Source organism: Enterobacter sp. AG326 (genome assembly GCF_004362415.1).
Taxonomy (GTDB): domain Bacteria; phylum Pseudomonadota; class Gammaproteobacteria; order Enterobacterales; family Enterobacteriaceae; genus Enterobacter; species Enterobacter asburiae.
The window spans coordinates 94,507-107,544 of sequence record NZ_SNXG01000009.1; the positions used below are offsets into that span (position 1 = coordinate 94,507).

Genomic DNA, 13,038 nt, shown 5'->3' on the forward strand with positions numbered 1-13,038 from the left:
TTTCCCCTCCCCCCGTTGGGGAGAGGGTCAGGGTGAGGGGAGAATTTACTCCGCCTGCTTTTTCTTGGCCGCGCGCTTCGCTTTGGTGGCGGCAGCGATTTTCTGCGTTTTCGCGGAAGGTTTTTTCGCTGAACGAGCTTCTTTCTTCGCAGCCTTCGGCTTCTGTTTCTTCTCGCCGCGGAACGCGCTGTCCGGTTCGAAGTTTACCTTCTTGCCCGCCTGACGACGTTTACCGCCGCCCGGTTTACCGTTACCGGTTTTTTTCGCCCTTTCACGCTCGGTTTTACCGACGTTACGCGGCGCGCGCTCGCTGGAAATCAGGCTGAAGTCGATCTTACGGTCGTCCATATTCACGGCTTCGACCTTCACTTCCACACGGTCGCCCAGACGGTAGGTCTGGCCGCCAGATTCGCCAATCAGGCGCTGGCCGACCTGGTCGAAGCGGTAGTAGTCGTTATCCAGGCTGGAGACATGCACCAGACCGTCGATGAACAGCTCGTCCAGACGAACGAAGAAACCAAAGCCGGTCACGCTGGCAATCACGCCTTTAAAGACGTTACCTACCTGATCGAGCATAAAGTCACACTTCAGCCAGTCCGCCACGTCGCGGGTTGCTTCATCGGCACGACGTTCGGCCATGGAGCAGTGCTGACCCAGCTGCAGCATCTCTTCCATCGAATAATGGTAGCCACCGGTTTCGGTGGTGTTCCCTTTATGGCCCTGCTCCTGCGCCAGCAGATACTTGATCGCACGGTGCAGAGAGAGGTCAGGATAACGACGGATCGGCGAGGTAAAGTGGGCGTAAGACTGCAGCGCCAGGCCGAAGTGCCCGCGGTTTTCCGGATCGTAAATCGCCTGCTTCATAGAGCGCAGCAGCATCGTCTGCAGCATTTCTGCGTCAGGACGGTCACCAATAGACTCCAGCAGCTCGGCGTAATCGCGCGGCTCTGGCTTGTTGCCTCCAGGCAGTTCCAGACCCAGTTCAGCCAGCACGGAGCGGAACGACGTAATGGCTTCCGTGGTCGGCTTATCGTGAATACGGAACAGCGCAGGCTCTTTGGCTTTCTCGACGAAACGTGCCGCCGAGATGTTCGCCAGAATCATACACTCTTCGATCAGCTTGTGCGCGTCGTTACGCTGGGTCTGCTCGATACGCTCAATACGGCGTTCGGCGTTGAAAATGAATTTCGCCTCTTCACTCTCAAACGAGATCCCGCCGCGCTCTTCACGCGCCTGATCCAGCGTTTTGTAGAGGTTATGCAGCTCTTCGATATGTTTGACCAGCGGCGCGTACTGTTCGCGCAGATCCTGGTCGCCCTGCAGCATATGCCAGACCTTGGTATAGGTCAGACGCGCGTGCGAGCTCATCACCGCTTCGTAGAACTTGTAGCCGGTTAAGCGCCCTTTGGTGGAGATGGTCATCTCGCAAACCATACAGAGGCGGTCAACCTGCGGGTTCAGGGAACACAGGCCGTTAGACAGCACTTCCGGCAGCATCGGCACGACCTGGGACGGGAAGTAGACCGACGTACCGCGGCTGCGGGCTTCGTTATCCAGCGGGGTGTGCGGACGGACGTAATAGCTTACGTCAGCGATAGCAACCCACAGACGCCAGCCGCCGCCGCGTTTTTTCTCGCAGTAGACGGCGTCATCGAAGTCGCGGGCGTCTTCACCGTCGATAGTGACCAGCGGCAGGGAGCGCAGATCCACGCGGCCCACTTTGGACTCTTCCGGCACTTCTTCGCGCAGGCTTTCGATCTGCTCTTCAACCGCTTTCGGCCAGATGTACGGAATTTCATGGGTACGCAGCGCCATATCAACGGCCATGGTTGTGCCCATGTTGTCGCCAAGCACTTCGACGATTTTACCTACCGCTTTGGTGCGACGGGTTGGGCGCTGGGTGAGTTCGACCACCACCACAAAGCCCATGCGGGCGCCCATCACCTCTTCAGGTGGGATCAGAATGTCGAAGCTCAGGCGGCTGTCGTCCGGCACCACGAAGCCCACGCCAGCGTCGGTAAAGTAGCGGCCGACGATCTGGCTGGTTTTTGGCACCAGAACGCGCACGACGCGCGCTTCGCGGCGGCCTTTACGGTCAGCGCCCAGCGGCTGCGCCAGGATCTGGTCGCCGTGGATACACATCTTCATCTGTTCAGATGAGAGGTACAGATCGTCTTTACGGCCTTCCACGCGCAGGAAGCCGAAGCCATCGCGGTGACCAATGACGGTCCCTTTCAGCAGATCGAGGCGTTCTGGCAGCGCGTAGCACTGGCGGCGGGTAAAGACCAGCTGCCCGTCACGCTCCATTGCGCGCAGACGGCGGCGAAGGGCTTCAATTTGCTCTTCACCTTCAATGTTTAATTCAACGGCAAGTTCTTCACGATTGGCGGGTTTTTCGCGTTTTGTTAAGTGTTCAATGATGAACTCGCGGCTGGGAATAGGATTCGCGTATTTTTCGGCTTCGCGTTCCTGGAAAGGATCATGTGACATGTCGGTTCCTCCGTTGTCAGCTCCGGTGGAAATTTTCTTCATTCCACCAGCAATAATTTATAAAGCGGTTGATTCTCTTCAACCAAATCGGCCAGCGTGTAGTTATCCAGTTCCATAAGAAAACTTTGCACGGCCTTTGAAAGCGCCTTTTTCAGGCGGCAAGCGGGCGTGATGTGGCAGAACTCGCTGCTACAGTTCACCAGAGACAGCGGCTCCAGTTCACGTACCACATCGCCCACACGAATACTCTGTGCCGGTTTACCGAGACGGATCCCACCATTCTTCCCGCGGACGGCAGCAACGTATCCGGCACGACTAAGTTGATTGATTATTTTGACCATATGATTACGGGATACGCCGTAAACCTCTGTGACTTCAGAGATACTGGTCATCTTCCCCTCGGGTAACGACGCCATGTAAATCAGCGCACGTAAGCCGTAATCGGTGAAACTTGTTAACTGCACATCAACCTCAGGAAAAAGGGAAAACGCGGTCAAACCGCAGAGATATTCATTAATGATGATAAACCAGCCAGATAGTGAGCGGCTAATTTATTTGACAGACGGGGCGAAAAAGCAGAGATCCAGGAGCGGTCGCCGGATGGCGCTACGCTTATCCGGCCTACGGGTCACCCCGCAGGCCAGCATTCACGAAGATTATGCGTCGAACGGGTCGCGCAGGATCATCGTTTCAGTACGATCCGGGCCGGTAGAAATAATATCGATCGGCACTTCGGTCAGTTCTTCAATACGCTTGATGTAATCCAGCGCCGCCTGCGGCAGGCCGCTACGCTCTTTCACACCGAAAGTGGTCTCAGACCAGCCCGGCATGGTTTCGTAGATTGGCTCAATGCCTTCCCAGTCGTCAGCAGCCAGCGGAGTGGTGGTCACTTCGCGGCCATCTGGCATACGGTAGCCTACGCAGATTTTCACTTCTTTCAGGCCGTCCAGTACGTCCAGCTTGGTCAGGCAGAAGCCAGACAGGGAGTTGATCTGCACTGCGCGACGCACTGCAACCGCATCCAGCCAGCCGGTACGACGACGACGACCGGTGGTCGCGCCAAACTCGTTACCCTGCTTGCAGAGGAACTCGCCGGTTTCATCAAACAGCTCGGTCGGGAATGGACCCGCACCCACGCGAGTGGAGTACGCTTTGATGATGCCCAGCACGTAATCCACATAACGTGGACCCAGGCCAGAGCCGGTCGCCACGCCACCTGCAGTGGTGTTAGAGGAGGTAACGTACGGATAGGTACCGTGGTCGATGTCCAGCAGCGTACCCTGCGCACCTTCGAACATGACGAAATCGCCACGCTTGCGCGCCTGGTCCAGCAGATCGGACACATCAACAACCATACCGGTCAGAATGTCAGCGATCGCCATGACGTCATCCAGCACTTTCTGGTAGTCAACAGCGTCAGCTTTGTAGAAGTTCACCAGCTGGAAGTTGTGATATTCCATCACTTCTTTCAGTTTTTCAGCGAAGGTTGCTTTGTCGAAGAGGTCGCCCACGCGCAGACCGCGACGTGCAACTTTATCTTCGTAAGCCGGACCGATACCACGACCGGTGGTGCCGATCGCTTTCGCGCCGCGCGCTTTCTCACGCGCTACGTCCAGCGCCACGTGATAATCCAGGATCAGCGGGCAGGCTTCGGAGAGCAGCAGACGCTCACGAACAGGGATACCACGGTCTTCCAGACCTTTCATCTCTTTCATCAGCGCAGCAGGAGACAGCACAACGCCGTTACCGATGATGCTGGTGACGTTATCACGAAGAATGCCTGATGGAATAAGATGGAGGACGGTTTTTTCACCGTTGATTACGAGAGTATGGCCTGCGTTGTGACCGCCCTGGTAGCGTACAACATATTTAGCCCGTTCAGTCAGAAGATCAACAATCTTCCCTTTACCTTCGTCACCCCATTGGGTGCCCAGTACGACGACGTTGTTACCCATTTTTTTCAAAATCACCGTTTGCTTAAAAATGGATTCTACCATCGCTTTTTCAGATATACAGCACTTTTTGACCTCAAAATACGCCGATTGCGCCTACTTTTTGATCAGCCAATCGTTTTCCTCAACATGTAGTAGATCACGATGCCCGCAACCACAAGACCGCCGCCAAAACGACGCAAAATATTATCCGGCAGCTGGCTCATCGTGGCGATCATTCGGCGCCAGGCGCGCGGATAAAGCATCGGTCCAAGACCTTCCAGCACCAGGACCAAAGCCAGTGCGAGCCAGATCGTTGAATTCATTTTTATTCCTTATAAAAGAAAACCACCGCTCCGTTGAGAGCGGTGGTTTGAATACTCAAACGAGCCTGAGTTTATCGCGTTGCGTTAGTCGGCGTCTTCATATAACGGAAGAAATCGCTGTCCGGGCTGAGCACCATCACATCCTGGTTGCTCTGGAAGCTATTCTCGTAAGCGCGCAGGCTACGGATAAAGGCGTAGAAGTCAGGATCCTGGCTGAAAGCATCAGCAAACAGCTTCGCCGCTTCGGCATCGCCTTCACCGCGCAGGATACGGCCCTGACGCTCAGATTCCGCCAGCGTCTTGGTGACTTCATAGTCCGCTGCTGCACGCAGCTTCTCAGCCTCTTCCTGGCCCTGTGAACGGTGACGACGGGCTACCGCCTCACGCTCGGCGCGCATACGGTTGTAAATCGCCTCGGACACTTCCGCTGGCAGGTTGATCTGCTTGATACGCACGTCAACCACTTCGATACCCAGCGCAGCCATACTGTTCGGGTTGATCACCGGCACTTTACCGTTGGTCTCCGCCTGAACGCGTTCAGCCGCTTTGGCAATCGCATCATCTGCTGCCGGCGTTGAAACTTCATCTTCAGTGCCCGCTGTACCGGAGTTCAGCGCATCGCGAACTTCCAGGGTCAGACGACCGCGGGAGTCGGTCACGATGTCTTTCACATCCAGACGACCAATCTCGGAACGCAGACGGTCAGAGAACTTACGTTTCAGCAGCACTTCTGCCTGAGAAACGTCACCGCCGCCCGTTGCCAGGAAGTAACGGCTGAAGTCGCTGATGCGCCATTTGATATAGGAATCAACGATCAGGTCTTTCTTCTCTTTGGTCACGAAACGGTCGGCCTGGTTATCCATGGTCTGGATACGCGCATCAAGCGTTTTCACTGACTGAATGAACGGCACCTTGAAGTGCAGACCCGGCTCGTAAATCACCGGGCGTTTGTCGCCATCACGCACGACGCTGCTGAACTGGAACTTAATCCCACGCTCGCCTTCTTTCACCACAAAAATCGAGGTATAAAGCGCGACCAGTACGATGATGATGATCGCAATAACTGACTTACGCATCCTTATTCCCCCTGACGCTGGTAGTCGTTACGCTGCGCGTTAGCACGGCGTTGGTCCATAATGTCACCATCGTTCGAAGAAGGCGTTGTGTTCGTGCTGGCGCTGCCTGATGAGGCTGGCGGCAGACGCAGCAGGTTGTTCGCGCCGCTGGTGTCGCCTTTCGCTGCTGGTGCAGAACCGCCTTTCAGCATCTGATCCAGCGGCAGAACCATCAGGTTTCCGCCTTTACTGTCGTTAACCAACACTTTGCGGGTGTGGCTCAGCACTTTTTCCATGGTCTCGATATAGAGACGCTCACGGGTAATTTCCGGTGCCGCTTTATATTCCGGCAGGATCTTCGCGAAGCGGGCCACTTCACCCTGAGCTTCCAGGATGGTCTGCGTCTTATACGCGCGCGCTTCTTCCAGAATACGCTGCGCCTGACCGTTAGCGCGTGGCTGAACTTCGTTGGTGTACGCTTCTGCTTCACGGATGTACTGCTGTTCGTTTTCACGGGCAGCAATCGCATCGTCAAATGCGGCTTTCACCTCTTCCGGCGGACGCGCAGCCTGGAAGTTGACGTCCAGCAGGGTAATACCCATGTTGTACGGACGAATGGTCTCTTCCAGCTCGCGCTGGGTATCGCTACGAATAACGGTACGACCTTCGGTCAGAATACGGTCCATGGTGTATTTACCGATCACACCGCGCAGGGCGCTGTCGGTCGCCTGGCGCAGGCTGTCATCGGCGCTGGTCACGCTAAACAGATAACGCTCAGGATCGGTCACGCGGTACTGCACGTTCATCTCAACGCGCACCACGTTTTCGTCAGAGGTCAGCATCACGCCAGAGGCGGCCAGTTCACGGACGGATTCCACGTTTACCGCGGTCACATCGTCAATGAAGGTCGGCTTCCAGTTCAGACCCGGCTCAACCAGATGGCTGAACTTACCGAAACGGGTGACCACGCCGCGTTCTGCTTCTTTAATGGTGTAGAACCCGCTGGCTGCCCAGATGATGACTACCGCAGCGGCCACGATGCCGACTACGCGGCCACCCATTGGCGGGCGCGAACTCTGAGTGGAATTGCCACCCGAGCCAGAACCTTTTCCTCCGCCAAGGCCGCCAAGCTTCTTGCTCAGTTTGCGGAAGATATCATCCAGATCCGGCGGCCCCTGCTCGCGACCACCTTTGTTGCCATTTCCCTCAGAGTTGCCGCCAGGTTTGCTGCTTCCCCACGGGTCGCGGTCTTGTCCGTTATTACCGGGCTGATTCCACGCCATGTATATGCTCCATATTTGTTATGCAAGGGCGAATTATTCAGGCATCCCCTTTCTGATCAGACGATATAGTCGACCAGCGCAGGTTCTTGTTTACAGAGGCGACGCCAGTCAACGATCGGCATACGCACCTGCATCCCCACGCTGCCGTCATCCTCCATCCACTCTTTTTCTATCGCCTGAAGCTGATAAAACCGGCTGCGCAGCCTGCCTTCCTGTGGCGGCAGTCGCAGCGTGTGCTGAGCTACCTCACCGGAAAGACGTTCTGTCAAAGCCTGGAAAAGCAGTGGCACACCAATACCGGTCTGGGCAGAAAGCCAGACCCGAATCGGTTTGTTTTCTTCATCTCTGTCGATACGCGGTTCGAAATCGTCCAGCATATCGATCTTGTTCATGACCAACAGCGTTGGGATCTCATGGGCGTCGATCTCTTCGAGCACCACGTTCACCGCGTCGATATTCTCCTGCACGCGCACGTCTGCTGCATCAATCACGTGCAGCAGCAGAGTCGCCTGTCGCGTCTCCTGCAGGGTGGCTTTAAACGCCGCCACCAGGTCATGCGGCAGATGGCGAATAAACCCTACGGTATCCGCCAGCACCGTTTCACCGACGTCTGCAACGTCAATACGGCGCAGCGTAGGGTCCAGGGTCGCAAACAGCTGGTCTGCGGCATAAACCTGGGCCTCGGTTATCTGGTTAAACAGGGTGGATTTACCGGCGTTGGTATAGCCCACCAGCGACACCGTCGGGATATCGGCTTTGGTTCGCGCCCGACGCCCCTGTTCGCGCTGTTTCTCTACACGTTCCAGACGTGAGAGGATCTGGGTAATTCGGCCACGCAGCAAACGACGGTCGGTTTCGAGCTGGGTTTCACCCGGGCCGCGCAAACCAATCCCGCCTTTTTGTCTTTCAAGGTGTGTCCAGCCACGCACCAGACGCGTTGCCAGATGGCGCAGCTGCGCCAGCTCAACCTGCAGTTTCCCTTCGTGGGTACGTGCACGCTGAGCAAAAATATCTAAAATCAAACCCGTGCGATCGATAACACGGCATTCGCAAAGGGCTTCCAGGTTGCGCTCCTGGGCTGGAGACAGCGCATGATCAAACAACACGACTGACGCGCCGGTTGCTTTTACGGCATCCGCAATTTCGACTGCTTTACCTTCACCAACAAAATACTTTGGGTGCGGCGCTTTACGGCTACCGGTAATCACCTGCATTGCTTCGACACCGGCGGAAGAGACCAGAGATTCAAACTCCTGGAGGTCTTCCATATCTTTGTCTTGCGAAAAATAGATGTGTACCAGCACCGCCTGCTCACCGGCATCATAACGGTCAAACAAGCGTAAACCTCTCTAAAAAGATCAGCGGGGAACGCAGGATCCCTGGCTCCCCGTGTGGATAACAGTGCGAAACCTTATTCGGTTTCGTCGCTGTCCTGCGCCGGCGTTGAAGAACCCTGCGCGCTGCTGCCATGATGGTAGTTACTACCAGTGCCGCCGCCAGCGTTATTGCTGTGATGAGATACCGGACGGGACGGAACAACAGTAGAAATAGCGTGCTTGTAGACCATCTGACTGACCGTGTTTTTCAACAGAATCACAAACTGATCGAAAGACTCAATCTGACCTTGCAGCTTAATACCATTCACCAAATAAATAGAAACTGGAACACGTTCCCGACGCAATGCGTTCAGGAACGGATCTTGTAAAGATTGCCCCTTAGCCATTCTATCTTTTCCTTATATGCTTGTTTTGTACTTAGAACCTTGCGATTCTGAAAAATTGCGCACGATACGTCTCAATTGTACACATTCAGTGAGCGATATCACCAACAACCTCAATCACTTCGTTTAACGCCTGTTGCGGTTTTTCACTGTCTAACCAGTGAACCCCCTCCCAACCGCGCAACCAGGTGATCTGGCGCTTCGCTAACTGTCTCGTGGCGCAAACACCTCTATAAACCATTTCATCGTATGAAATCTCACCTTCAAGATACGACCACATCTGGCGGTATCCCACACAACGAATGGAAGGCATGTCCGTATGCAAATCTCCACGGGCAAATAGCGCCCGCACTTCTGCTTCAAAATCTGAAGCTAACATCTGATGAAAACGCTGCTCAATTCGCTGATGGAGCAGTTCACGGCTCGCCGGGGCGATGGCGAACTGATGCACCTGATACGGCAGAGCGTCTCCTGACGTTTGCGTCAGTTCCGTTAAAGTTTTACCCGAAATGAAAAAAACTTCCAGTGCCCGGGAAAGCCTTTGCGGATCATTTGGATGGATCCGTGCTGCTGCAACCGGGTCAATCTCCGCCAGTTGCTGATGCAGAACGTCCCAACCCTGCTCTGCCGCCTGCTGCTCAATTTTCGCTCTTATTTCCGGATCCGCGGATGGCAGAGGTGACAACCCCTCCAGCAACGCCTTGAAATAGAGCATGGTTCCGCCAACCAACAGCGGTATACGTCCCGCCGCCGTTATCTCGGCCATTTCGGCTAAGGCATCCCGGCGGAAATCCGCTGCGGAATAGGCCTGAGCCGGGTCGAGAATATCCAGCAAACGGTGCGGTGCCGCACGCAACTCTTCTGCGTCAGGCTTCGCCGTGCCGATGTCCATCCCTCGGTAGATGAGGGCGGAGTCGACGCTAATCAACTCTACAGGCAAAACTTTACGCAACTCAATGGCTAGCGCCGTTTTGCCGGAGGCCGTTGGGCCCATTAAAAAAATTGCCTTAGGCAGGCTCGCCTTACTTGCGTCAATCATGTTTCAGGGCATTCATCGCCGTTTGTAAATCAACAGGTTGTAATAACCCACCCGGCGGCGTCTTCACCAGATGCGGACAGAGGCGTTCCACCTCCGCCAGCACGCTAATGGCCTGCGCCATACTCCACGGCGCGTGTTCGCTTGCCAGATGGCGGGCGATCCACTGCGCGGTGTTGGCGGCATCAAACGATGTTTGCTGCGCCAGGTAGCCTATCAGTTCAGGAATCAAGTTTTGTAAATTTTGTTGGCGTAAGGGTAAAGGCACTGCACGAATTGTCACATGTTGTGGTTCGAGCACAATTTCAATACCCATTTGCGCCAGCTGCGGCTCTGCGCGCTGCAATACCCTTGTTTCTTCAGGGGATATTTTCAGGCGAACCGGAATTAAGAGCGGCTGCGCGCAGGCTGCATTTTCGCCTGGCGTGAGCTGCACCTGCTTGAGCCAGCGTTCGGCGACCGGCAGTGCCAGAAGCATCAATTTGCCGTCACGCTCAAGCAGTGCCATATCCGGCGCGATAATCGTCAGCACCCGGCCAAAACTCTGGCTATGACCGTCCAGAGAAGGCTGAGCGGGCGGAATGTGCTCTTTACGCTCCACGGCTGGCGTTTCCAGCAGCTTGCGGTATAACGCGCCCTGCTGCTTCTGATAGCCGGGCTGGGCATTCGGGTAGTTCGCGCCCGTTGGACGCGGTGCGCTCCCTGCCGGGGAGAAACGCTGGGCCTCCGGTTCACGCGCGACGGCAGGCTCCGCAAAATGGTTGCGCCCTGCCGCGACACGGTTTTCCGGCAGCGGACGCGGTGCAGGGGCGTCATTCTCCAGCGGCAGCGTTGGTTCTGCCTGCTGCTGCAACACAGCGGCCACGCCCTGATAAATGAAGTCGTGAACCAGACGCGACTGGTGGAACCGCACCTCATGCTTGGCAGGATGAACGTTTACATCTACCTGATGGGGGTCGATTTCCAGATAAAGGACGAAAGCTGGCTGCTGATCGGCCCCGAGTTTGTCTTCGCAGGCCTGGCGAATCGCGTGATTGATGAGACGGTCGCGCATCATGCGGCCGTTCACGTAGCAATACTGAATTTCAGAGAACACAGCACTGCTCGCGTTTGGATCGGCAACCCAGCCGCGTAACGCCAGATCGCCGTGCTGCCACTCAATGGCCAGCGCCTGTTCCAGAAACGGCGTACCGCAGATGGCCCCCAAACGACGCTCTTTCTGTCCACCTTCTGTCACCGCGCGATACTGGCGCATCACCTTGCCGTTATGGCTGAGATTAATGGTGACATCGAAGCGGGCCAGCGCGATACGGCGAATGATCTCGTCGATATGGCCGAACTCGGTCTTCTCGGTACGCATAAACTTGCGTCGGGCGGGGGTGTTGTAGAACAGATCCAGGACTTCCAGCGTCGTGCCGACAGGGTGCGCCGCGGGTTTCACCGTCACATCCATATCGCGCCCTTCGGCGTAAGCCTGCCAGGCTTCCTGCTGTTCAGCGGTACGGGAGGTCAGCGTTAAGCGCGAAACGGAGCTGATACTGGCCAGCGCTTCGCCGCGAAAACCGAGGCTAATAATCGCTTCCAGATCGTCCAGAGAGGCGATTTTACTGGTGGCGTGACGGGCCAGCGCCAGCGCCAGCTCCTCTTTTTTAATGCCACAGCCGTTGTCGCGAATACGGATAAGCTTCGCGCCACCGCGTTCGATATCAATATCGATGCGGGTGGCGCCCGCATCGAGGCTGTTTTCCACCAGCTCCTTCACCACCGACGCAGGGCGTTCCACCACCTCACCGGCGGCGATTTGGTTCGCGAGCTGCGGCGGTAGAACCTGAATCGGCATGAATTCTCCTTAGTTGGTCGCGGTCATCTCACCCGGCAGCGCTGCGCTGGCCGTCTGGGCAGCGCCGCTCTGTGGCGCAGACTGCAGAGGATGCGCCTCAAAATATTTGCGTAAACCGTTATAAATTGCTTCGGCAATTTGCTGCTGGTAGCTGTCGCTTCCCAACAGACGCTCTTCACCGTTGTTACTGATAAAGCCCGTCTCCACAAGGATGGACGGGATATCCGGCGAGCGGAGAACGCCGAGGCTGGCATGTTCCGGACGGCGTTTATGCAGCACGCCAACGCTTTGCAGCTGGTTCAATACGTTAGTGGCGACATCATACCCGACGCGCTGAGAATGACCGAACTGTAAATCCAGCACCGCCTGGCTGAGGTACGGATCGGACTGGCTGTTCGCCAGCACGTCGCCCGCGCCGCCTAACAGTTCAGACTGCTTCTCATGCTCTTCCAGCCAGTTGGCCATTTCGCTGTTAGCGCGACGGTTCGACAGCACCCAAACCGAGGCGCCGGTGGCGCTACGATTCGGTGCGGCGTCCGCATGAATGGAGACCAGGAAGTTCGCGTTTTGCTTACGCGCCACATCCGAGCGTCCCATGACGGAGATAAAGTAGTCCCCGTCGCGGGTCAACACGCCTTTAAACATAGGGTCGTCATTGAGTAACGAACGCAGCTTACGCGCGATAGCGATGGTCACGTTTTTTTCTCGCGTGCCGCCAGGGCCAATCGCCCCCGGGTCTTCCCCGCCGTGGCCCGCATCAATGGCAATAATCACTTTGTCACCGCTGACCGTCGCGCGTCGCGCGCTGGCCGCCGGACGCGTCACCGTATTGCTGCTGGTTGCCGCAGTAATGCGGTCGTTCTGCGATTTAAACGGATTACGCGCAGGTTCAGAAGGACGCGGCGTATATACCGGTTCTTCCACGCGCTTCGCTACGACCGGCGGCGGTGGAGGCGGTGGCGGTGCATCGGCATTGATGGTAAAGACCACCGTATAGTTCGCCCCGTTTTGCTGCTTCACCGCCTTCGTTTTGCCCTTTTCGGTCAGATCGACCACCAGGCGTAACGACTGGCTATCCTGAGGCGTTCCCGAACGGATACTTTTCACCAGATTATTACCGCTGAACCGCAGCGGTAGCCCCTGGATCACGCCTGTTTGTTTGATATCCAGCGCCACGCTGTGGCTGTCTGGCTGTGAGAACGCATATTCAGGATCGCCCATAAAGCTGAACGTGATCCGGGCCTGGCTTTCGCCGTTTGATACCTGAATATCTGAGAGGTTTGCCGCCCCGGCCTGCGCGCACAGCAGCACGGTGGCAGCCAACAACCAACCTTTAACGCGATTTATCATCCCGTCA

11 protein-coding genes are annotated in these 13,038 nt (G+C 56.2%); all 11 read right to left on the reverse strand.

All coding sequences use genetic code 11. The annotated features are described in order from the left end of the window. Positions 1-45: 45 nt before the first annotated feature. The gene (gene rnr, locus DFO52_RS20430; protein WP_039261027.1) at positions 46-2,490 is read right to left on the reverse strand and encodes a ribonuclease R; all 2,445 of its coding nucleotides are present in this window, start codon (positions 2,488-2,490) and stop codon (positions 46-48) included. A gap of 38 nt (positions 2,491-2,528) precedes the next feature. Then, positions 2,529-2,954, reverse strand: a complete 426-nt coding sequence (gene nsrR, locus DFO52_RS20435) for a nitric oxide-sensing transcriptional repressor NsrR (protein WP_023334253.1) — start codon at positions 2,952-2,954, stop codon at positions 2,529-2,531. Positions 2,955-3,146: 192 nt separating this feature from the next. Next, complete coding sequence (locus DFO52_RS20440) at positions 3,147-4,445, reverse strand: adenylosuccinate synthase (protein WP_024907332.1); 1,299 nt, start codon at positions 4,443-4,445, stop codon at positions 3,147-3,149. 104 nt (positions 4,446-4,549) lie between these two features. Beyond that, on the reverse strand, positions 4,550-4,747 hold the full coding sequence (locus DFO52_RS20445; RefSeq protein ID WP_003855996.1) for a DUF2065 domain-containing protein: 198 nt from the start codon (positions 4,745-4,747) through the stop codon (positions 4,550-4,552). A 71-nt stretch (positions 4,748-4,818) separates the two neighbouring features. Then, positions 4,819-5,823 carry a protease modulator HflC gene (hflC, locus tag DFO52_RS20450; RefSeq protein WP_133551096.1) on the reverse strand — a complete coding sequence of 335 codons (1,005 nt, stop codon included), beginning with the start codon at positions 5,821-5,823 and terminating at the stop codon, positions 4,819-4,821. A gap of 2 nt (positions 5,824-5,825) precedes the next feature. Next, entirely contained in the window at positions 5,826-7,085 is a 1,260-nt protein-coding gene (gene hflK / locus DFO52_RS20455; protein WP_047646479.1) for an FtsH protease activity modulator HflK, read from the reverse strand. Between the two features lie 56 nt (positions 7,086-7,141). After that, on the reverse strand, positions 7,142-8,422 hold the full coding sequence (hflX, locus tag DFO52_RS20460; RefSeq protein ID WP_023310136.1) for a ribosome rescue GTPase HflX: 1,281 nt from the start codon (positions 8,420-8,422) through the stop codon (positions 7,142-7,144). 74 nt (positions 8,423-8,496) lie between these two features. Next, positions 8,497-8,808, reverse strand: a complete 312-nt coding sequence (gene hfq / locus DFO52_RS20465; protein ID WP_023334248.1) for an RNA chaperone Hfq — start codon at positions 8,806-8,808, stop codon at positions 8,497-8,499. An 85-nt stretch (positions 8,809-8,893) separates the two neighbouring features. After that, entirely contained in the window at positions 8,894-9,844 is a 951-nt protein-coding gene (miaA, locus tag DFO52_RS20470) for a tRNA (adenosine(37)-N6)-dimethylallyltransferase MiaA (protein ID WP_023310135.1), read from the reverse strand. Beyond that, a complete protein-coding gene (mutL, locus tag DFO52_RS20475; protein WP_133551097.1) occupies positions 9,837-11,681 on the reverse strand; it encodes a DNA mismatch repair endonuclease MutL in 1,845 nt (614 codons plus the stop codon). Before mutL ends, miaA begins: the two co-directional genes overlap by 8 nt. A 9-nt stretch (positions 11,682-11,690) precedes the next feature. Then, positions 11,691-13,031 carry an N-acetylmuramoyl-L-alanine amidase AmiB gene (amiB, locus tag DFO52_RS20480; protein ID WP_047646477.1) on the reverse strand — a complete coding sequence of 447 codons (1,341 nt, stop codon included), beginning with the start codon at positions 13,029-13,031 and terminating at the stop codon, positions 11,691-11,693. Positions 13,032-13,038: the final 7 nt, after the last annotated feature.

What these genes read in the sequence shown, in the direction of transcription:
- rnr (WP_039261027.1), bottom strand. Translation starts at nt 2,490, where the DNA reads ATGTCACATGATCCTTTCCAGGAACGCGAAGCCGAAAAATACGCGAAT.
- DFO52_RS20440 (WP_024907332.1), bottom strand. Translation starts at nt 4,445, where the DNA reads ATGGGTAACAACGTCGTCGTACTGGGCACCCAATGGGGTGACGAAGGT.
- DFO52_RS20445 (WP_003855996.1), bottom strand. Translation starts at nt 4,747, where the DNA reads ATGAATTCAACGATCTGGCTCGCACTGGCTTTGGTCCTGGTGCTGGAA.
- hflC (WP_133551096.1), bottom strand. Translation starts at nt 5,823, where the DNA reads ATGCGTAAGTCAGTTATTGCGATCATCATCATCGTACTGGTCGCGCTT.
- hflK (WP_047646479.1), bottom strand. Translation starts at nt 7,085, where the DNA reads ATGGCGTGGAATCAGCCCGGTAATAACGGACAAGACCGCGACCCGTGG.
- hfq (WP_023334248.1), bottom strand. Translation starts at nt 8,808, where the DNA reads ATGGCTAAGGGGCAATCTTTACAAGATCCGTTCCTGAACGCATTGCGT.
- miaA (WP_023310135.1), bottom strand. Translation starts at nt 9,844, where the DNA reads ATGATTGACGCAAGTAAGGCGAGCCTGCCTAAGGCAATTTTTTTAATG.
- mutL (WP_133551097.1), bottom strand. Translation starts at nt 11,681, where the DNA reads ATGCCGATTCAGGTTCTACCGCCGCAGCTCGCGAACCAAATCGCCGCC.
- amiB (WP_047646477.1), bottom strand. Translation starts at nt 13,031, where the DNA reads ATGATAAATCGCGTTAAAGGTTGGTTGTTGGCTGCCACCGTGCTGCTG.